Raw genomic sequence first — 19,613 nt, 5'->3', positions numbered from 1 at the left:
GGAGCCAGAGACTATGGAGAACAACCGGACGCTAGACAGCCATACCATTCTATATGGCGTATTTGGAGACCCGATAAGGCATTCGCGTTCGCCGATTATGTTGAATCGGGCTTTTCAAGAGACGGGGCTGAATGCCGCTTATGCGGCTTTTCACGTGAGTCCGCAAGGTTTGGGCGATGCGATTCGCGGCATCAGAGCACTGGGCTATCGCGGTGTAAACGTCACGATTCCGCACAAAGTGGAAGTCATGCAGTATTTGGATGAAATCGATGAGGGAGCGCAGGTCATCGGAGCCGTCAATACGATTGTGAATGAGGCAGGCCGCCTCATAGGCTACAATACGGATGGTATCGGCTATGTGCGATCGCTAAAGGAAGAAACGGGCATCCTGCTGCAGGGTAAAACCGTGCTGCTGCTAGGTGCCGGTGGCGCTGCCCGAGGCGTTGCTTATGCGCTTGCCAAAGAGGGAGCGGCTTGTATTTACATCGCTAACCGTACGAAAGAGCGAGCAGTAGAGCTGGCTGCGACGATCTCCGCATATACGAAGGCCATCGGACTCGGCTTGGATGAGCTGGAGGGTGTCGTGGATGAAGCGGAGCTTGTCGTCAATACCACCTCAGCGGGCATGCATCCGGGCGTGGACGAGCTCCCGATGTCCGTCGATCTGCTGCGCCCGCACCATTTGGCCAGCGATTTAATTTATAACCCGAGGATTACTCGTTACCTGGTTGAGGCCAAGGCGAAAGGCGCACGCATTCACGGCGGACTTGGCATGTTTATTTATCAAGGAGCCTATGCATTTGAATATTGGACTGGAACCCCAGCGCCCGTTGCGGCGATGAGACAGGTCGTAGAACAGTCATTAGCTGAATAAGAATTGAGGGACTTACATGTTAACAGGCAAGCAAAAACGTTATCTGCGCTCTTTGGCGCATCATCTTGATCCGATCTTCCAGGTAGGGAAGGGCGGCGTGAACGATCATTTGATTCGTCACATTCAAGAAGCGCTGGAAGTGCGTGAATTAATCAAAATTACCGTGCTGAACAACAGCGGTGAAGACCGCGACGAAGTTGGCGCTGAGTTATCGGAAAAATCCGGTGCAGAACTTGTGCAGGTTATCGGCAAAATCGTCGTGCTCTACAAGGAATCGCGCGACAAGAAAAAAATCGAACTGCCGCATTAAGCGGATGTTGAACACGCATTAAAGAGGTGGAAGTATGCTGGTCGGAATCATGGGAGGCACCTTCGACCCGATTCACACCGGTCATTTGATCGCGGCGGAACGGGCGCGGGTGGAAGCAGGACTGGATGAAGTATGGCTGATGCCGGCTAACGTGCCGCCGCATAAGCCGAATGCGCCAAAAGCAACGGCACAGCAGCGTTGGGACATGGTTTGCCTTGCTGCTGAGGGGAACACTTTTTTTCGTCCGCTCGATATCGAAATCGGAAGAGGCGGCGTATCATATAGTATCGACACGATTGAGCTTCTTTGCAGCCGACATCCAGAAATCGATTTTACCTACATTATCGGTGCGGATATGGTGCAATACTTGCCGCAATGGCACCGTATTGAAGACATTGTCCGGCTGATCCGCTTTATTGGGTTGGCAAGACCCGGTTATGAACTCGAGATGGACGCGCTGCCGGCACACATTCGTTCCCGCGTATCGATAGTGGCAATGCCTCTCATTGAAATTTCTTCCACAACTATCCGTGAAGAAAGACTGAAGGGCGGGTCTATCCGCTACTTGGTAACCGACGCTGTGCATAATTACATGGAGGTGAATCATTTGTATGAATCGTGAGCAACTGATTGCCGCCGTGAAAGAACAAATGCCGGAAAAACGTTGGCTGCACACGCTAGGCGTTATGGAGACATCGGTCATCCTGGCGAACCGTTTTGGGGCTAATCCCGTTAAAGCGGATCTGGCGGCCATTCTGCATGATTATTGCAAATATTGGCCGATTCAGGAGCAGGCGAACATAATTCGCGATAACGGTCTGCCGCAGGATTTACTCGATTATGACAAAGAGCTGTGGCATTCACACGCAGGTGCGTATATAGCCCAAACGAAGTTTGGCATTGAAGATGAGGAGATTTTGGATGCGATCCGGTACCATACATCCGGTCGCGAAAACATGACTCTCCTGGATAAAGTCGTCTGCTTGGCTGATTATATGGAGCCGGGGCGTGATTTTCCGGGCGTGCATAATATTCGTGAAATCGCTGAACATAGTCTTGAGAAGGCTCTTATTGCCGGCTTTGACTCTACGATCAGCTTTTTGCTTTCCAAAGGGAAGCGGATTTACCCGCTAACCGTATTGACACGGAATTATTTAATAGAACAAATAGGAGGATGATTGAATGAGCATGACCCCAGAAGCAATTATGGCTCTCGTGGTGGACGCGGCAGAGGACAAAAAAGCGATGAACGTGGTGGCGCTGAATTTGCAGGGAATTTCTTTAGTCGCCGATTATTTCGTGATTTGTCACGGGAATTCAGAAACACAGGTGCAGGCAATCGCCACCGAAGCCAGAAAAAAAGCGCAGGAGCACGGCGTGCGAATTCGCGGTTATGAAGGCGTCGATACCGCAAGATGGGTGCTCCTGGATCTGGGAGATGTTGTTCTTCACGTGTTCCATCGCGATGATCGCGAGTATTACAATATTGAGAGGCTTTGGTCCGACGCCAAAGTTGTGGAACGCGTATGAGAATGGAAGCGGGAACACTCGTCAGCTTGGAAGTGGCGAGAGAAGTTCCACCGAACGGCTATTTTCTGACTGACGGTTCTCAGGATGTACTTCTGCCTTACGGAGAAATCGTGGGTACCATTAAACCTGGTGAACGTGCAGAAGTATTTCTGTTCCACGACACCCAGGATCGAATCATGGCGACAATGAGGCGCCCGATGCTGATTTTGGGTGAAGTCGGCCTCTTAGAAGTCGTGGACATTCATCCGCGATTCGGTTATTTTCTGGAAATGGGACTTGGCCGAAATTTGCTGCTTCCTTACAAACATGTGCCTGAACTTGAGACACTGCGCCCGCAAGTTGGCGATAAGATTTTTGTAACGCTTGCACATGACCGGCAAGGGCGACTGATTGCGAAGCTGGCGACGGAGGAGGATCTGGCTCCGCTCAGTGTAAGGGCCCCGTCCAGCTGGAAAAACCAATGGGTCGAGGCCCGCGTGTACAAGCCTCTTCAAATGGGAACATTCGTCGTTTGCGATGCAGGCGTTCTCGGCTTCGGCATAATCGGGCTCATCGCAGCGCCTGAACGGACTCGCTTGCTACGCGTAGGAGAGATAGTGAAGGTTAGAATCGTCTTTGTGAGAGAAGAAGACGGGCGCGTGAATGTATCTATGAGGCTGCCGAAGGAAAAAGGGCGCGACGAAGATGCCGAGCGCATCTTGAGCGTGCTCAAGGAACGTCCGAATGGTGCGATGCCTTACTCGGATCAAACAAGCGCCGATATGATCAGCGATCGATTCGGGATGAGTAAAGCGGCTTTCAAACGCGCAATGGGCAAGTTGATGAAGGAAGGTCTCGTCTACCAGAAAGAGAACTGGACCTATTTGAAACAAGAGGAGACGCAGGGCTAGGATGAGCTACGAACGATTTGCCTATACATACGATCGTCTAATGGAAAGTATGCCGTATGGCGAGTGGCTCCGATTTGCTAGAGAGAGCTTCGAACGGTTCAACATTCAGCCTGTGACAATCGCAGATTTAGGCTGTGGAACCGGTACGCTTGCGATTCCCCTTGCGCTTGAAGGGTACCGAGTGACAGGCATCGATTTGTCTGAGGACATGCTCGCAGTAGCCGAACAAAAGGCTGAGCAGCGAGGCACATTGCTTGGCAAGGGTTCATTGCGCTGGGTGCAGCAGGATTTGCGGGAATGGGATCTCGGCGAACAGGTGGATGCTGCTATTTCATTTTGTGACTGCATCAACTATTTGCTGGAAGAAGAGGACATCATCCAAACATTCCGGCAAACATATGCGGGTTTGAAGCAGGGCGGCATTTTCCTGTTTGATGTGCACACTCCTGAGCAGTTGTTTGCATATGCCGATTCACAGCCATTTTTTCTCAATGAGGAAGATGTTTCCTACATTTGGACAAGTGAGCTGGATGAAGAACGTGTTCAGATCGAACACGACTTAACGATCTTTGTTCAAGAAGGCCCTACGGAGATGTTTCGGCGGATCGATGAGGTTCACATCCAGCGAGCATATCCTCTGAGATGGTTGGAACAGCAGCTTCTCGCGGCCGACTTCACTGAAGTGCGGTTAGCTGCAGACTTTTCATGGGAATCACCGACGGTATCAACGGAACGTGCTTTCTTCATAGCACGCAAATAATAGGGTAAAGTCGATTCGCGGCTTGACAGTGCGGCATTATTTTACATATAATCAAAGCTAATCAGAAGATTTTAAAGCTTTGAAGAGGAATAGTAGCTGTGCGCAGCATCTTGCAGAGAGCCGGGAAACAGGTGAAAGCCGGCAGATGTCAGCCAAGCGAACTCGCCTCTGAGCCAGAAGGTGAACACCGTCGTTATCAGCGGTGCTAGCCGGATCGTTTCACCCGCGTTAAGGGGCAGAGTGAACACAGGCAAAGTATGCCGCGTGTTAACTAGGGTGGTACCACGGGAATATAACCTCTCGTCCCTAGCGATATCCGCTAGGGATGAGGGGTTTTTTTGGCGCTTCATAATGGGTTTTCAAAACGGCCATGATTAGCGCTTTATTGAATTAAGTATGGCGATCGTCATACATCAGGGAGGATCTTGCATATGTCACAGGAAGTTAAAGAAACACGCGAGCAGCTTGGCTACAATCCGCAAGCGATCGAGCCAAAATGGCAAAAGTATTGGGATGAAAAGAAAACATTCAAGGTGCTGGAAAACTCGGATAAACCGAAATTTTATGCGCTGGATATGTTCCCATACCCATCCGGAGCAGGGTTGCATGTCGGCCATCCGGAAGGTTATACGGCAACAGATATCGTTTCCCGTTTTAAGCGGATGAGAGGCTACAATGTGCTGCATCCGATGGGTTGGGATGCTTTCGGTCTGCCGGCCGAGCAGTATGCGCTGGATACGGGCAATGACCCGCGCGATTTTACGAACAAGAACATCGATACGTTCCGTCGTCAAATCAAGTCGCTCGGATTCTCCTACGATTGGGATCGTGAAATCAGCACGACGGATCCGGAGTATTACAAATGGACGCAGTGGATTTTTATCCAGCTTTATAAAAAAGGTCTCGCTTATGTAGATGAAGTACCGGTGAACTGGTGCCCGGCACTCGGAACCGTTCTGGCGAACGAAGAGGTCATCGACGGCTTGAGCGAGCGTGGGGGCCACCCGGTTATTCGCAAGCCGATGCGCCAGTGGATTCTGAAAATCACTGAGTATGCGGAGCGCCTGCTCGAGGACCTTGAGGAGCTTGATTGGTCTGAAAGCATCAAAGATATGCAGCGCAACTGGATCGGTAAATCGAAAGGCGCCGAAGTGCAATTCGCGATTGACGGACACGCTGAGAAAAGCTTGACGGTGTTTACAACGCGCCCGGACACCTTATTCGGAGCCACCTACTGCGTCCTTGCGCCGGAACATGAGCTTGTTGCAGCTATTACGACTGAAGCGCAATCGGCTGCAATCCAGGAATACCAGGAAAAGGCGGCACGCAAGAGCGACCTTGAGCGAACAGACCTGGCCAAAGATAAAACAGGCGTTTTCACGGGGGCTTACGCAATTAACCCGGTGAACGGCGCGAAAGCGCCGATTTGGATCGCCGATTATGTGCTTGGCGGTTATGGAACCGGCGCGATCATGGCAGTTCCTGGACACGACCAACGCGACTGGGAATTCGCGAAGCAATTCGATCTGCCGATTATTGAAGTCGTGCAGGGCGGCGATGTACAGAAAGAAGCCTACGCTGGCGATGGCATTCACGTTAATTCGGAACTGCTTAACGGCTTGAACAATGAGCAGGGCATCAGCCGCATGATTGAGTGGCTGGAGCAGAACGGCAAAGGCCGCGGCAAAGTTACGTACCGTTTGAGGGACTGGTTGTTCAGCCGTCAACGTTATTGGGGAGAGCCGATTCCGATTCTCCATCTTGAAGACGGCACGATGAAGCCTGTGCCTGAGGACCAATTGCCTCTGCTGCTTCCGCAAGTCGACGAGATCAAACCGTCCGGTACCGGAGAATCACCGCTGGCCAACGTTTCCGATTGGGTGAATACGATCGATCCGGAGACGGGCATGAAAGCCCGCCGCGAGACGAATACGATGCCTCAGTGGGCCGGCAGCTGCTGGTACTACCTGCGCTTCATCGACCCGCGTAATGACAAGGAGCTTTGCTCGCACGATCTGCAGCAGCAATGGCTGCCGGTAGATCTTTACATCGGCGGCGCGGAACATGCCGTACTTCATCTTTTGTACGCGCGCTTCTGGCACAAGGTGTTGTATGATCTCGGTGTTGTTCATACCAAAGAGCCATTCCACAAGCTCGTAAACCAAGGCATGATCCTGGGCGAGAATATGGAGAAAATGAGTAAATCCCGCGGCAACGTCGTAAATCCTGACGATATCGTGAGCGAACAAGGTGCCGATACGCTGCGCATGTACGAAATGTTCATGGGCCCGCTTGAAGCGACGAAGCCTTGGAATACAACGGGCGTGGATGGCATTTACCGCTATTTGAGCCGTGTTTGGAGACTTTTTGTTGACGACAATGGCTCGATTAACGCCAAAATCAGTGCGGATGAAACGCTCGGCAGCGATACATTCAAACGCACATGGCACCGTACGATCAAAAAAATAACCGAGGACTTGGAAGCCCTGCGGTTCAATACGGCGATCAGCCAATTGATGATTTTTGTTAATGAAGCCTACAAAACAGAACGCCTCCCGCTGGAAGCGATGAAAAATTTCGTCCAAATGCTGTCCCCGATCGCACCGCATATAGCTGAAGAGCTGTGGGAGAAGCTTGGCGGCACAGAATCGATTACCTATGCGCCTTGGCCGACCTATGATGAGGCTTGGACCGTGGATAATGAGATTGAAATCGTTGTGCAAGTTAACGGTAAAATTGTCGAGCGTGTGCTCATTTCCAAAGACATGGAAGAAGCAGCGATGCAAGATTTGGCTATGAATCTCGACAAAGTCAAAGAAGCGACCGCCGGAAAGGCCGTTCGCAAGTTGATTGTCGTCAAAGGCAAGCTTGTTAATATCGTTGTAGGATAATAAGCTTAGTTGGCTATTGAGAAGGTTGCTGCTTCAAAGAAAATTGTTGCTCAACCTTCTCAAGGTCTTCTTCGTATTTCGTATGCGTAGCATGTATGATTTGCTGGAACATGCCGATCAGTTCATTGTCCATGATCCTCAAGCCTTCCGCTGTAATACCGCCCGGTACGGCTACACGCTTCTGCAAAGTTGCAGGATCAAATCCTCCGGTCGTGAGAAGCTTTCCGGTGCCCAGTGTCATTTCGCTGATAAGAAGCGTAGCTTCTTCTTTGGAAATCCCGGTTTCCTCCACAGCGGCGTCAATGAATGATTGAAGGAAGTAAGCCAGGAATGCCGGTCCGCAGCTAGACAGATCGGAAGAAATACGCGTGAAATTTTCGGAAACACGAACTGGCGAGGAGATATGTGCGAGTAAATTTTCCAGCCATTCCATGTCCTCCGGCTGCATGCGATCGCCATGAATGCAGAGGGTCGCACCGCTAAGTACATAGTTGGTAATACTTGGGATGATTTTGCTGACTTTCGCCGGCAGATGCCCTTCCAAATGCTTGATCAATACTGGACTGGTGATCGATACGACCATATGCGAAGGTAGCACGTCCTCTTTGATTTCATCAATAACATTTTTGAACTCGGATGGCTTCACACACAGAAAAATGAGATCGCTTTGAGTCACAACTTCACTATTAGATCGGGCCACCTGCAGTCCCGGATATGTCTGTGCGAGATGCTCCACTTTGCTGATTGTACGATTAGCCGCGATGATTTGCTCCGGATTAAATGCACCCGAATGAATGAACGCTTCGATCAGAACACTTCCCATACTCCCAGTACCGATGAATCCTGCTTTCATCTAGTAATCCCTCCCAATAAAGTTCAGTCACCCTAGTTGTGCCTCATACAGTTGGTTAGAACTGGGCCCATGCTTTTTATTCCACTTTGATGCTTTTTCATCTATATGCCAAGTCACAAACATTTATGATAGGAATGGAGGGAATTTGTGGACTTATTTGGTAAAAAGGGCTGGATCGCATTATCTGCTGTATCCGTCTGTTTATTTGGAACGATAATTTGGCAGTTTGCCAGCGGCGGACGCTCCTTGATTCGAACGGAATTCCGGCCGGTCAATGATCAAATGCAGCGGCTCATCGCTCAAAATGCAGAACAAACCCAAGCGCCTTCGAAAACGGAAGCAGAGCGAAAGTCGCCACCTTCCTCTACCGCAGTTCCTCCATCAGCGACTGAACTTTCAGCACCCTCAACCACAATACCAACCGGAAATCCTTCGGATTCGTTTTCATCGGTCAAGTCTTCCACGGTCCCAGCTTCCAAACCATCCGCTACTTCAAAAACAATGCCGGCAGCTCCCGGAAAATCCTCTGGTCATCAACTTGATTTGAACACGGCTACGTTAGAAGAATTAGATCAATTGCCCGGTATCGGGGCGAGTAAAGCTAAAGCCATCATCGATTATCGCAATCAAAAGGGGCGGTTCAGCCGAATCGAAGAGCTGATGGAAGTCAAAGGAATCGGCGAGAAAATGTTGGAGAAGTTGAAACCGCACATTTATGTGCCCGGGTCCTAGTCATTCTTTTAATTTGCTAGGAAGTATGAGAGAATAATAGGGAAATATTGGCGATAACACTAAGGAGGAATGAATACAAATGTCCACAGACCGTAAATTGTCCATCGAAACATTAGCCGTACACGCAGGTCAGGAAATTGACCCGACCACATTATCCAGAGCTGTTCCCTTGTATCAAACTACGTCCTATGGCTTCCGTGATACCGATCACGCCGCAAATTTATTTGCTCTAAAGGAGTTCGGCAACATCTATACCCGTTTGATGAATCCGACGACGGATGTTTTTGAAAAGCGGATTGCCGCTCTTGAAGGCGCACCGGCTGCACTTGCGACTGCTTCGGGTCAAGCGGCTATTACATATTCCATCCTTAATATTGCCGGAGCCGGTGATGAAATCGTATCAGCTTCGAGTTTATATGGCGGCACTTATAATTTATTCTCAACAACTTTGCCTAAATTAGGCATTCATGTATCATTTGTAGATCCGAGCAATCCTGAAAACTTCAGAGCTGCGATAACGGAGAAAACGAAGGCTTTGTACGCGGAAACGATCGGCAACCCGAAAGGGGATGTGCTCGATATCGAAGCTGTTGCCGCTATTGCACACGAACATGGCATTCCGCTTATTGTAGACAATACATTCCCTAGCCCTTACTTGCTGCGCCCTATCGAGCATGGAGCCGATATCGTCGTTCATTCCGCCACCAAGTTTATCGGTGGACATGGAACGTCCATAGGCGGCGTTATCGTAGACGGAGGGAAATTCGATTGGCAGGCAAGCGGCAAATTCCCAGGATTGACGGAGCCGGATCCCAGCTATCACGGTGTTGTCTATACAGCGGCTGTTGGGTCGATTGCATACATTATTAAAGCGAGAGTCCAACTGTTGCGTGATATGGGGGCGGCGATATCGCCTTTCAACTCCTTTATGCTTCTGCAAGGGCTGGAAACACTACATCTTCGGATGGAACGCCATAGTTCTAACGCTTTGAAAGTGGCACAATTTCTTGAGGCTCATGAAGCCGTGGAATGGGTTAACTACGCAGGTCTACCTAGCCATCCCTCCTATGACCTCGCGCAAAAATATTTGGCGAAAGGGCAAGGGGCGATTCTCACATTCGGCATTAAGGGCGGTCTTGCTGCAGGACGCAAAGTCATCGATGCGGTTCAATTATTTTCCCATTTGGCCAACGTGGGCGATTCCAAGTCGCTCATTATTCATCCGGCTAGTACGACCCATCAACAACTTGGAGAAGAAGAACAAGTATCGGCAGGCGTTTCGCCCGGCATGATTCGTCTGTCCATCGGGACGGAAGGTATCGACGATATTATTCATGATTTGGATCAAGCGATCAAAGCCAGTCAGATTTAGAAGGAGCCAGAGAGAGTAGATATGAGCAATCGGAAGGACTGGGACACCTATTTTATGGATATCGCCTATATGGCATCAACGCGTTCGCAATGCAACCGCAGACACGTTGGAGCTGTACTGGTTCAAGGGAAAAAGCTGCTGGGCACCGCCTATAACGGAGCCCCGATGGGCGTTCCCGATTGCAGCGAAGCGGGATGTATGCTCGTAGAGGAGATCGAGCTTAAAGTGATCGAGCACAGAGAGGAAGTTGTGCGCAAACAGCGCTGCATCCGCACTATCCACGCCGAACAGAACCTCTTGCTGTTCACGGATAGGGAAGATCGCGAGGGCTCAACCGTCTATGTAACAGACCAGCCATGTTGGACTTGTGCCAATATGCTGGCGAACAGCGGTGTAACCGAGATTGTGTTTCACAGAGGCTACCCGAAAGATCACGAAAAAGTAAGCAGCCTTATGAACGCAAGAGGCATCACCTTCCGCAAAATGGAAGCATATGAACCTCCTGCAGGCACAATATCGGAAGTAATTAATTAAAAGGATTGAAAAAAACGGGGAAGAACCTCTTGCTGCATCGGCCATGCGCCGCTGTGAGAAGAGGTTTTTCTTTTTTTGTTGGGGACGTAAGCTGTGACATATTGCCTTTGGTGAGGAATCGGAATTCGTGTTATCACGATGCTATCCCCAATGGCTCATGGTCTTTCGTATTGATGTTGGCGTCGCCCATAACCCGAGCCAAGCGGCGAGTTACGGGCCAATCCCAGTAGCTCATTGACTAGCTTTTTGCTATTGGAGCACTAACCCCGTAGCTCAGGCCTGGCTGTACTATCGTCGCTATCCCTGTAGCTCAGGCTAGGCTTCATGCTATCGTAGTTATCCCCATTGCTCAGAAATTCACTGTACCTTCTAAATTGTGAACAACGAATCAACTGAGTGGAGGGGATAGTGGGTATAAGAAATCATAAATAAGAATGGAGGACCAAATGAAACGACCCGTTGTTCTAGGATGCTGTCTGTGGATAACCGGATATGCGCTCGCGCTTTATGCTGAGCTGCCTTGGTTATCCCTTACCGTGAGCGCGGTGCTGCTGATCGCGCTCACGTTGCTCTTTGCGCTCCGGCTGCCGGGCAGAATGCAGCTAGGCGCTCTGTTGCTGGTCGGTGTAGCCTACGGCTACTACCATTGGAACGACCAGCGGAATGTGTCCGCGCTGCTGCCGCTGACGCAGCAGCAGCAGCAAAACCTGGACGGCAGCGAGGCTGCGCTGCTCGGCCGGATCTCGAGCCCTGTCACCGTAGACGGCGACAGGGCCAGCTTTGCCGTGGAAGCGGAGTCCATCCGCTTCCACGAATCCGACGCTTTCCCGCTCGGCGGGGAAAGCGTGCAGGTTTCGCTGCGCCTGCTCCGGCAGGAGCAGCAGGCGCAGGCGGCGGGCTGGCGCCGGGGCGACGCCCTGACGCTGCACGGGACGCTGCGCAGCCCGACGCCAGCCCGCAATTTCGGCGGTTTCGATTACCGCCGATACTTGCGCTTTCACCACACCCATTGGCTGCTCACAGCCAAAGGTGCGGATCAGGCGCAGGTCGAGCCTGCGGCGCTCCGCTTAAGCGTCGTTCAGCTGCTGCGCTGGAACGACGAGCTGCGCGACGCCCTCGGCAGGCGGATGGATCGGATCTTCCCCGCATCACAAGCGGGATTTATGAAAAGCATGCTGATCGGCATGCAGGACGATCTCGATCCGGAAAGGTTCCAGCAATTTTCGGAGCTGGGACTGACCCATATTTTAGCCATATCCGGTCTCAACGTAGCTGTTTTTCTTGGTGTTTGCATGTGGGTTATGCGCAGATTGAAACTGGCCAAAGAAACCTATCTCCTGATATCCATGCTGCTGCTGCCCTTTTATATTTTGTTAACAGGCGCTTCACCGTCCATTGTTCGTGCGGGTCTCATGGCCATAATCACCTTATACGCTGCCAGACGGGGGCTGCTAAAAGATGTGCTTCATATTATGACGATCGTCGCCTGGCTGATGCTGATTTGGGACCCTTACTATATTCTGGACGTCAGTTTTCAGCTTTCCTTTTTGGTCACATTAGGACTCATTATCGGTGTACAAAGAGTGAACGATCTGCTGGAAGAAGTTATCCCTTCTCAGGTGCTTCGGAACACTGCCTCCATCACCATCGTATCCCAATTCATCTCATTTCCGGTCTCGATCTATTATTTTAACCAGTTCTCTTTACTGTCATGGCTTGCCAACGCCGTATTAGTCCCTGTGATCAGTATGGTTGTCTTTCCGGCGGGACTTCTAGCATTAACTTTGGGACTACTGTACATGCCTGCGGGTGCGGGAGTTGGATGGCTCCTTTCTTGGTTGAACGCAGGTGTTTTCTGGGTGACGGACAAATTACAACAACTGAATATGTTCAAAATGATTTGGCCATCACCGAGCTTGACGTGGATTGCCGCTTTTTACTTATTGCTAGTTTGTATCTATGTACTTTTACATAAACGGCAACAATTCCGAAAATCAGATAATCCGTTCCTTATGCAATCGCTATTATACAAGAGTGAGAAAACGCATAGAACTATGATCTTTCTAAGTATTGCCTGTTTTGCCGTCTTGCTGTTGACCGGATATTCGCCCAACCGCTTCGACCGTTCCGGTTTAGTGCAATTTATCGATGTTGGACAAGGCGATAGTATGTTGATCCGCACACCTCAAGGCAAACATATTCTTATCGATGGAGGAGGAACGCTAACTTTTGAGAAACGCGGGGAGGAATGGAAGCGTCGCAAAGATCCTTACGAGATCGGTCGCAAGATGCTGGTGCCGCTGCTCAAAAAGAGAGGTGTTCATGCGATTGATCTGCTTGTTCTGACGCATGAGGATTCAGATCATAGCGGGGGATTGCAGGCGGTAGTAGAACAAGTACCGGTCAAACAGTTCCTTTTTAATGGAACCTTGAAACCCAATGCCGGTATAGAGAAATTATTCACCACTGCTTTGAATCGCCATATACCTCTTGTGCCCGCACAGACAAGCGAATGGATCGGCATCGATTCGGAAACAAGACTTCAGGTTCTCTATCCTTTTGGCAATCCGTCCAAGGAGGTGGAGCTGCTGCGGGAGCAGAACGGTCAATCGATTGTTTTTCTATTAGAGTTACAGGGGACACGATGGCTGTTTACAGGGGATATGGAGAAAGAAACGGAATCGGCTTTACTTGAAATCTTCAAAGAAAAGTCAATGAATCAGCCTAAGATTGACGTGTTGAAGGTTGCACATCATGGCAGCAAAACATCAACCACGAGGCCGTGGTTGGATTATTGGAAACCGCAGCTTGCTGTTATTTCGGTCGGGGCGGCCAATTCTTATGGTCATCCTGCTCCAGATGTTGTGCTGCGGTTACAACAGGCGGGGGTACAGGTATTTCGGACGGATGAGATGGGCGAGGTTCAATTTGAAGTACGTCAAGGGGTCATTTCCTCGAGAACAAGGCTATAGGTGCAGATCCACAACAGAATGCCTTTCAAGGGCTATTCTGCTGCGGTTTTTTTTGTTCTTCCATATTAGTCTCTTGCGCTTTCCAAGGAGGATCGCCGTATTTATGCAATTTTTTGTTAACCCAATACACACTGTAAGGAATAACAAAAGCCAGGAACGTACAAAAGAGAACCATCCCGGAGGGAATTCTGCCTAGAAACGAAGTCAACATAAGTCTCTACCCCTTTGTTGTTTCATTGATGTTACCGATTCGCCGGACAATGACCGAAGCTTGGACTTCAATTTCGACCTGCGAAAAATGGTTAGATCCTTCATCCCAATTACCTTCTAATGGTTTCCAAACTTTGTAATGATTTTGGTACAAAAAAGCTCCAAGTCCAATCGCATCTTTTTTATATGACTTTTGCAATTTTTGGATGGCCTTATTGGAATTGCTTTCGATAATTGCTGCTATTCTCTTCTCTAATGACTTTACGGCCTGATCTTTTGATGGATCTAAATTGGCTATCGATTTATCGAGACTTCCTTCAGTTTCCAACCGAATGATAAATTTTAAGCGGCTCCGGTCTTGAACTTGCAGCACAAATTTCCGTTTGGAGCGTTCGACAAGAAAATCAATCCGAGACCCGCCGAATTTCGCCTCGACAATGCCGCCTTGGATCTGATTGGTCAAAAAGTTATATCCTTGCGTTTCTGAACCTGTCAGAATACCTACCATCTTTTTCGTATCTCCGGCGAATATCGCACTTCCAGCCAGTGTTATACCCTGATCTTTTTCGATCTTTATTTTTTGAATGGCAAAACTCTGGTGTTTGACGAGAAATTCGTGAACGTCTCCGATCCGGGATTGCGGCAGTATAAAATTGGTTTTTCTCGTGTTTTTGGCAATCGACGTGATGTAATCAACCGGCATGTTTTCGTTATTGGCTTGGATTTTGAAAACATCGGCTGCTCTGCCTTCTGAAATTATAATTTGCACACCTCTGCGCATCTCGCTGTTTCGTAAGAAAAAATCCAGTAAATCGGCAAAATTAGCATTACTTTTGGCGACTTCTTGTGAAATGACGATCATTTTTAAATGTTCGAAATAGGGGGAACGGCTCGTTTTTGTGGATATCCTTCCCGCGAGTGCCGGCATCGAGTTTTCCGTTGTCGAGATGTTAAAGTAAGCTTTGCCGGAAGTGCTGCCACCGCCACCGGCCGGGCCGCTAGTGGTTTGTTTCAAACCGCCGGGAACGACAATCTGATAGGTGCCGAAATATTTATGCTTTGAATTTGGCAGCGCGAGATCGATGGCGACTCCAACGACAAAGCCTCGCTGATCGATTTCCACCCGATCCCAGCAGCCTGTTGCAAAGAGTATGAAACAGCTTAAAGACAACACAACGCCTACATTTCTAAGACGCATCGCTTTTCACCTTGCGAAGTCTAGCCACCATATGAATAAGGATTGGGATTATTATCGCTACAACTAGTCCTGTATAACTGATTAGTTCGCCCATCTTGGCAAAGTCAGTCAAATTTCTGGGAAACATGCAAAGTAGATAGGTCACGGGACTTAACATAAACACCCATGTGATATGGCTGATTTTTGTCATCATCGACTTTAATGCATAAATGGTGCAATCGAGTGCCATGAATGTTGTGGTGAAAACGGTCATAATCCAAATCGTGAAAAAAATGGATTCGAAGCGCTCGAAAAATTCCCCTGGAATTTGCATTTCTTTGGCTAATTCTACCGCCGGATACGTAATTTCTTGCAAGGCGAATTGAGAGAAGACGCCTACACATACGAGATAAATAGCTATATATAGAACCAGCGGAATCGCTACCCCGATAATCGCAGCCTTTGGAGCATCCTTGGGCTTATTCATGAGCGTTATGTAGAATAAAATGACTTCGAAACCAAGCAGTGAGAAGACGCTATCCTTCATGCCAAGGGCTAAATGCTTCCAGTCCGTGATGAGAACCGGTTTCAGATCTTCAATGCTTAATTTCCCCATACTGAAAGCTAGGACGATGAGCGTGATCATGATAATAAACGGTAAAAATAATATGTTAAGCCGAATAATGCCAACACGGCTCCCTGCAACCGCATAAACAACCACCAGCAAGAAGGAGAGCGAGATGGCTTCGACAGGGGTGCGCTCAAACAAGTACTGTTTGGAGATATTCGCAATGGCTCGCACTTCATAAGCAACAAAAGAAAGAAAATAAACAGCCAGCGCTGTTGTCACTACATAAGCAATTGGTTTTGTGACGGCAGCGGACGTATAGGCAAAAAAACCTTGTTGGCTAAAATGAGTTGCAATTTTTGCAAGAATCCAAGCAGTTCCAATTGCAAGAAGACCTGCCGCGGTCATGGAAATCCAACCATCCGAAGATTCGGTCGATTTGGCAAGGTCTCTAGGCAAATTAAGCACACCGACACCAATGATCATCGAAGCGATGGTGATGGCTATATCCATCATGCCAATTTCTCGATCCGCATATTCAAATAACTTCATGGGATCACCGACCTCCTTTTTTCATTTTGTCCTGATTTATTGTTTGCATCATTTGAGGACGTTTTTTCGCAAACATAATCGGCGAGCGCAGAACCAAATCTTTCCAATCACTGATGAAAAGCGGTGCAAATGGCGTTGAATAAGGGATGCCGAAACTCATCAGGTTTACCAGATGTATGTTGATCATGATATAGGCCAAAATGACCCCGTACAAGCCAAAAAAGGCCGCCGCAATCATGATGGCGAAACGAATCATCCGCAGTGAGATCGCAAACGAGTATGACGGCAACGCAAAAGAAGATATCGCCGTTACGGCTACGACGATAACCATAACCGGACTTACAATTCCCGCGGAAACAGCCGCTTCGCCGATAACTAAACCGCCTACGATGCCGATCGTCTGGCCAATCGGTTTAGGCAAGCGTAGTCCAGCTTCCCTTAGCATTTCCAGGGTGACTTCCATCACGAAAGCTTCCACCACCGCTGGAAAAGGAACGCCTTCGCGCGCTCCCGCAATGGAAAAAGCAAGCTTGGATGGGATCATCCCATGATGAAATTCAAGTAAAGCGATATAAAGCGCCGGCAAAAACGTGGCGATGAAAGCTGCTAACAAACGCAAAATGCGTGTAAGCGTTGAGATCAACCAGTGCTGATAATAATCTTCCGGCGATTGTAAGCTCGAAGAGAAAGTGATAGGTAAGATGAGTGCAAAGGGATCCCCGGCAACGAGAATTGCAATTCGCCCCTGGAGGATCGCCCCTGATACTTTATCAGGACGTTCTGTATTTAAAATGAGCGGAAAGGGACTGAGAAAGCTGTCCGAAATCCACTGCTCCAACAGGCCGGAACCTTCAATGTCATCAATGTTGACGGATTGAAGACGCCGGGTAACTTCTCGGACTAGATCAGGGTGTACAATCCCCTCGACGTAGGCGACGATAACTTCTTTTTTACTCCTTGTTCCGAGTTTATAGGTGTCTAAAACCAGATTAGGCTCTTTGATTCTTAGCCGGAGCATCGCTGTATTGGTGCGCAAATCTTCGGTAAATCCAACCCTTGGCCCACGTATGATAGACTCATTCTGCGGTTCCTCGACGGCTCGCGACTTCCAGCCATTGCTGCTAATGACCAATGCCTGCATGCTTCCACCGACGAGGAATATGGTGTTGCCGGATAAGATCGCATGCAGGACTTCATCAAGTTGTTGTTGATACTCCACCTGATACGCGGTCAGAACTTGCTGTTCCAGTGTCGTAAGCAGTTCATCTGGTGAAACAACCAAATAATCAAAGGAATGCAGCATCGGTTTAAGCAGCTGTTCATTAATAAGGGCCGTATCGACAAGTCCGTCAATGCTTATGAGTGCGCAAGAAAACTGGGCTTCTCCGATAATGAACTGGCGGATGATCAGATCGCTCGGTTGGTGAAGCAACGTTTGAATCATGTTCAGGTTTTCCTGCAATTGAGGAAGCAACGGTTTACTTTGTTCCGGACTGATGGACGGGGGCTGTGTCGCAGCATGAAGTTTCCTTGCCAATGATTTTTTGCCGAATAGTTGTTTAAACATGCTGAAGTCCCTCCTTTCGACAAGCCTTCTTAACAATATTCTCTTCTTTGACTGGAATTAAACGGATATGACATTTGTCATCTCGAAATGATGATACGCGTGAATTACGATGGGAATCGAAACGCGGTAAGATAAAAGCATGACAAATCGATATGGGGTGGAACGATTGAAACCAATCATTGCATTAGATCATGTAAGCAAAGATTTTAAAGGAAAGCTGGGTGTCGATAACTTATCTTTATCGATCGAAGAGGGAAGCGTCGTTGCGCTTCTCGGTCCGAACGGAGCGGGCAAGACGACGACGGTCTCGATGATACTCGGACTGCTGCAGCCTACTAAAGGAACGATAAGCTTGCTTGGCGGCAAGCCCCAAGATCGATCCGTACGCGATCGCATGGGCGCTATGCTGCAGGATGTGAATGTAATAGAAGGCTTGTCCGTATTAGAGACAATAGATTTGTTTCGCAGCTATTATTCCAAACCGATGCCTTTACAAAAACTGATACAGATTTCCGGCTTGGAAGCAGAGAAGAACAAACGGGCTTCCTCGCTATCCGGAGGTCAAAAACGCAGATTAGGTTTTGCCTTAGCGCTGGCCGGTGATCCTTCTGTCTTATTCCTGGATGAGCCGACCGTAGGGATGGATATTACGGCGCGGCAGCACTTCTGGGAAACAGTTCGCGGGATGGCTGCTCAAGGCCGGACGATCATTTTAACGACACACTATCTGGAGGAAGCGGACAGCATCGCTGACCGTATCGTTGTTATTAATAAAGGCAAGCTGATCGCTGACGGATCGTCCGCTGAGATTAAAGCGACAACCAACCAGAAAACAATCTTGTTAACCGCCGGCCCTCATTTAACTTCAGAGATGTTAAACGACATACCGATGATAACGAATGTAACCTGGAGCGGCCGCAGAGTTAAAATTTTAAGCCCCGATACGGATCAGGTTATTTTCGCGATGGTAAAACGGCAGCTTGATATCAAAGATATTGAAATTCATACCGGCGGTCTGGAAGATGCCTTCCAGTTTCTGGTTCAACAATAATTCGAACAACTGAAGGAGATGTAAAAAATGAGAGCGATGATAGCTCAATGTAAGGCAGAATTGTTAAGAACGTTTCGGAATAAACGCTTTTTCGTATTTTCGATGATCATGCCTGCGGTATTTTACTTTATTTTCACTTCAACTGTCGGAGATAATACAGAGGTTGGCGGTGTGGCATGGAAGGCGTACTACCTGATGTCAATGACAGTGTTTGGGGTTGTCGGCGCCTGTATTCAAACGCTAAGCATCAAATTTGCCCAAGAACGGACACAGGGCTGGATCCGCATGATTGAGATAACGCCGCTTCCTTCGAGCGCCTATGTCATTTCCAAAATCGTGTCTCAAGCTATCGTGAATTTAGTTACGATTGTCTTCATGTTTATCGTAGGGGGTGTTGTAAAAGGCGTTGAACTCACCTTTGCCCAGTGGATTTCATGTGGATTATGGATCTGGTTAGGGGCTCTCCCTTTCATGGCACTGGGTATTTTGATCGGTACGTTAAAAAGCGTTGAGGTTACCCAAGTGGTCTCACAAATTATCTTTATGGCAACATCGATTATAGGCGGATTATGGTTTCCTATTCAGTCGATGCCGAAAATCATGCAAGATATCGCTTCGTATTCACCTTCATTCCGCTTTGGCCAGGGTGCGTGGAACATCATTTCCGGCGGCGGTTTGAGCCTGGAAGGTGTTATCATCCTTGCCGCATATCTGATCGTTTTTGTGGTATTATCATCGTATATCCTAAAAAAACAGAAAGCGGTTTAGTT

At 48.8% G+C, this 19,613-nt stretch carries 18 protein-coding genes and 1 other annotated feature; of the genes, 14 read left to right on the top strand and 4 right to left on the bottom strand.

What is annotated here, in order from left to right:
* Positions 1–13: 13 nt before the first annotated feature.
* The 8 genes from aroE (at position 14) to leuS (ending at position 7,255) form a co-directional block, all read left to right on the top strand.
* The gene (gene aroE / locus ACFQZT_RS02145; protein ID WP_379296079.1) at positions 14–874 is read left to right on the top strand and encodes a shikimate dehydrogenase; all 861 of its coding nucleotides are present in this window, start codon (positions 14–16) and stop codon (positions 872–874) included.
* A 16-nt stretch (positions 875–890) separates the two neighbouring features.
* Positions 891–1,184: a ribosome assembly RNA-binding protein YhbY gene (gene yhbY, locus ACFQZT_RS02140; protein ID WP_379296077.1), complete on the top strand. Its 294-nt coding sequence runs from the start codon at positions 891–893 to the stop codon at positions 1,182–1,184.
* A gap of 34 nt (positions 1,185–1,218) precedes the next feature.
* A complete protein-coding gene (locus tag ACFQZT_RS02135; protein WP_379296075.1) occupies positions 1,219–1,806 on the top strand; it encodes a nicotinate-nucleotide adenylyltransferase in 588 nt (195 codons plus the stop codon).
* Positions 1,796–2,362: a bis(5'-nucleosyl)-tetraphosphatase (symmetrical) YqeK gene (gene yqeK, locus ACFQZT_RS02130; protein ID WP_379296073.1), complete on the top strand. Its 567-nt coding sequence runs from the start codon at positions 1,796–1,798 to the stop codon at positions 2,360–2,362. The genes ACFQZT_RS02135 and yqeK overlap by 11 nt, the downstream gene beginning before the upstream one ends.
* Before the next feature lie 4 nt (positions 2,363–2,366).
* Entirely contained in the window at positions 2,367–2,714 is a 348-nt protein-coding gene (gene rsfS, locus ACFQZT_RS02125; RefSeq protein ID WP_379296071.1) for a ribosome silencing factor, read from the top strand.
* Entirely contained in the window at positions 2,711–3,604 is an 894-nt protein-coding gene (locus ACFQZT_RS02120; protein ID WP_379296069.1) for a CvfB family protein, read from the top strand. Before rsfS ends, ACFQZT_RS02120 begins: the two co-directional genes overlap by 4 nt.
* A 1-nt stretch (position 3,605) precedes the next feature.
* Positions 3,606–4,364, top strand: a complete 759-nt coding sequence (locus ACFQZT_RS02115) for a class I SAM-dependent DNA methyltransferase (RefSeq protein ID WP_379296067.1) — start codon at positions 3,606–3,608, stop codon at positions 4,362–4,364.
* A 70-nt stretch (positions 4,365–4,434) separates the two neighbouring features.
* Positions 4,435–4,675 (top strand) — a binding site (T-box leader).
* 120 nt (positions 4,676–4,795) lie between these two features.
* Entirely contained in the window at positions 4,796–7,255 is a 2,460-nt protein-coding gene (gene leuS / locus ACFQZT_RS02110) for a leucine--tRNA ligase (protein ID WP_379296065.1), read from the top strand.
* Positions 7,256–7,268: 13 nt separating this feature from the next.
* On the opposite strand, the gene comER is transcribed toward leuS, so the two are convergent.
* Entirely contained in the window at positions 7,269–8,108 is an 840-nt protein-coding gene (gene comER / locus ACFQZT_RS02105; protein ID WP_379296063.1) for a late competence protein ComER, read from the bottom strand.
* 147 nt (positions 8,109–8,255) lie between these two features.
* On the opposite strand from comER, the gene ACFQZT_RS02100 reads away from it, so the two are divergent.
* The 4 genes from ACFQZT_RS02100 to ACFQZT_RS02085 all read left to right on the top strand — a co-directional run bounded on the left by ACFQZT_RS02100 (position 8,256) and on the right by ACFQZT_RS02085 (position 13,718).
* Positions 8,256–8,840, top strand: a complete 585-nt coding sequence (locus ACFQZT_RS02100; RefSeq protein ID WP_379296061.1) for a helix-hairpin-helix domain-containing protein — start codon at positions 8,256–8,258, stop codon at positions 8,838–8,840.
* A gap of 79 nt (positions 8,841–8,919) precedes the next feature.
* Entirely contained in the window at positions 8,920–10,212 is a 1,293-nt protein-coding gene (locus ACFQZT_RS02095; RefSeq protein WP_379296059.1) for a homocysteine synthase, read from the top strand.
* Between the two features lie 21 nt (positions 10,213–10,233).
* Positions 10,234–10,746: a deoxycytidylate deaminase gene (locus ACFQZT_RS02090; RefSeq protein ID WP_379296057.1), complete on the top strand. Its 513-nt coding sequence runs from the start codon at positions 10,234–10,236 to the stop codon at positions 10,744–10,746.
* A gap of 446 nt (positions 10,747–11,192) precedes the next feature.
* Entirely contained in the window at positions 11,193–13,718 is a 2,526-nt protein-coding gene (locus tag ACFQZT_RS02085; protein ID WP_379296055.1) for a DNA internalization-related competence protein ComEC/Rec2, read from the top strand.
* Positions 13,719–13,935: 217 nt separating this feature from the next.
* Here ACFQZT_RS02085 and ACFQZT_RS02080 read toward each other — a convergent pair whose 3' ends face one another.
* Genes ACFQZT_RS02080 through ACFQZT_RS02070 form a run of 3 tightly spaced genes read right to left on the bottom strand, consistent with a single transcriptional unit; the run spans position 13,936 to position 17,792 of the window.
* Entirely contained in the window at positions 13,936–15,126 is a 1,191-nt protein-coding gene (locus ACFQZT_RS02080; RefSeq protein WP_379296053.1) for a Ger(x)C family spore germination protein, read from the bottom strand.
* Positions 15,116–16,225, bottom strand: coding sequence for a GerAB/ArcD/ProY family transporter (locus tag ACFQZT_RS02075; RefSeq protein ID WP_379296051.1), 1,110 nt, complete (start codon positions 16,223–16,225; stop codon positions 15,116–15,118). Before ACFQZT_RS02075 ends, ACFQZT_RS02080 begins: the two co-directional genes overlap by 11 nt.
* A 4-nt stretch (positions 16,226–16,229) precedes the next feature.
* On the bottom strand, positions 16,230–17,792 hold the full coding sequence (locus ACFQZT_RS02070; RefSeq protein WP_379296049.1) for a spore germination protein: 1,563 nt from the start codon (positions 17,790–17,792) through the stop codon (positions 16,230–16,232).
* 166 nt (positions 17,793–17,958) lie between these two features.
* On the opposite strand from ACFQZT_RS02070, the gene ACFQZT_RS02065 reads away from it, so the two are divergent.
* Both ACFQZT_RS02065 and ACFQZT_RS02060 read left to right on the top strand, forming a co-directional pair.
* Complete coding sequence (locus tag ACFQZT_RS02065) at positions 17,959–18,843, top strand: ABC transporter ATP-binding protein (protein WP_379296047.1); 885 nt, start codon at positions 17,959–17,961, stop codon at positions 18,841–18,843.
* A 27-nt stretch (positions 18,844–18,870) separates the two neighbouring features.
* Positions 18,871–19,611, top strand: a complete 741-nt coding sequence (locus ACFQZT_RS02060) for an ABC transporter permease (protein ID WP_379296045.1) — start codon at positions 18,871–18,873, stop codon at positions 19,609–19,611.
* The last annotated feature ends 2 nt before the right edge of the window (positions 19,612–19,613 follow it).

It is taken from the genome of Paenibacillus sp. GCM10027628 (assembly GCF_042676385.1).
Classification (GTDB): Bacteria; Bacillota; Bacilli; order Paenibacillales; family NBRC-103111; genus Paenibacillus_E.
This window is presented reverse-complemented; position numbering and strand designations above follow the sequence as displayed.

What these genes read in the sequence shown, in the direction of transcription:
- aroE (WP_379296079.1), top strand. Translation starts at nt 14, where the DNA reads ATGGAGAACAACCGGACGCTAGACAGCCATACCATTCTATATGGCGTA.
- yhbY (WP_379296077.1), top strand. Translation starts at nt 891, where the DNA reads ATGTTAACAGGCAAGCAAAAACGTTATCTGCGCTCTTTGGCGCATCAT.
- ACFQZT_RS02135 (WP_379296075.1), top strand. Translation starts at nt 1,219, where the DNA reads ATGCTGGTCGGAATCATGGGAGGCACCTTCGACCCGATTCACACCGGT.
- yqeK (WP_379296073.1), top strand. Translation starts at nt 1,796, where the DNA reads ATGAATCGTGAGCAACTGATTGCCGCCGTGAAAGAACAAATGCCGGAA.
- rsfS (WP_379296071.1), top strand. Translation starts at nt 2,367, where the DNA reads ATGAGCATGACCCCAGAAGCAATTATGGCTCTCGTGGTGGACGCGGCA.
- ACFQZT_RS02120 (WP_379296069.1), top strand. Translation starts at nt 2,711, where the DNA reads ATGAGAATGGAAGCGGGAACACTCGTCAGCTTGGAAGTGGCGAGAGAA.
- ACFQZT_RS02115 (WP_379296067.1), top strand. Translation starts at nt 3,606, where the DNA reads ATGAGCTACGAACGATTTGCCTATACATACGATCGTCTAATGGAAAGT.
- leuS (WP_379296065.1), top strand. Translation starts at nt 4,796, where the DNA reads ATGTCACAGGAAGTTAAAGAAACACGCGAGCAGCTTGGCTACAATCCG.
- comER (WP_379296063.1), bottom strand. Translation starts at nt 8,108, where the DNA reads ATGAAAGCAGGATTCATCGGTACTGGGAGTATGGGAAGTGTTCTGATC.
- ACFQZT_RS02095 (WP_379296059.1), top strand. Translation starts at nt 8,920, where the DNA reads ATGTCCACAGACCGTAAATTGTCCATCGAAACATTAGCCGTACACGCA.
- ACFQZT_RS02090 (WP_379296057.1), top strand. Translation starts at nt 10,234, where the DNA reads ATGAGCAATCGGAAGGACTGGGACACCTATTTTATGGATATCGCCTAT.
- ACFQZT_RS02085 (WP_379296055.1), top strand. Translation starts at nt 11,193, where the DNA reads ATGAAACGACCCGTTGTTCTAGGATGCTGTCTGTGGATAACCGGATAT.
- ACFQZT_RS02080 (WP_379296053.1), bottom strand. Translation starts at nt 15,126, where the DNA reads ATGCGTCTTAGAAATGTAGGCGTTGTGTTGTCTTTAAGCTGTTTCATA.
- ACFQZT_RS02075 (WP_379296051.1), bottom strand. Translation starts at nt 16,225, where the DNA reads ATGAAGTTATTTGAATATGCGGATCGAGAAATTGGCATGATGGATATA.
- ACFQZT_RS02070 (WP_379296049.1), bottom strand. Translation starts at nt 17,792, where the DNA reads ATGTTTAAACAACTATTCGGCAAAAAATCATTGGCAAGGAAACTTCAT.
- ACFQZT_RS02060 (WP_379296045.1), top strand. Translation starts at nt 18,871, where the DNA reads ATGAGAGCGATGATAGCTCAATGTAAGGCAGAATTGTTAAGAACGTTT.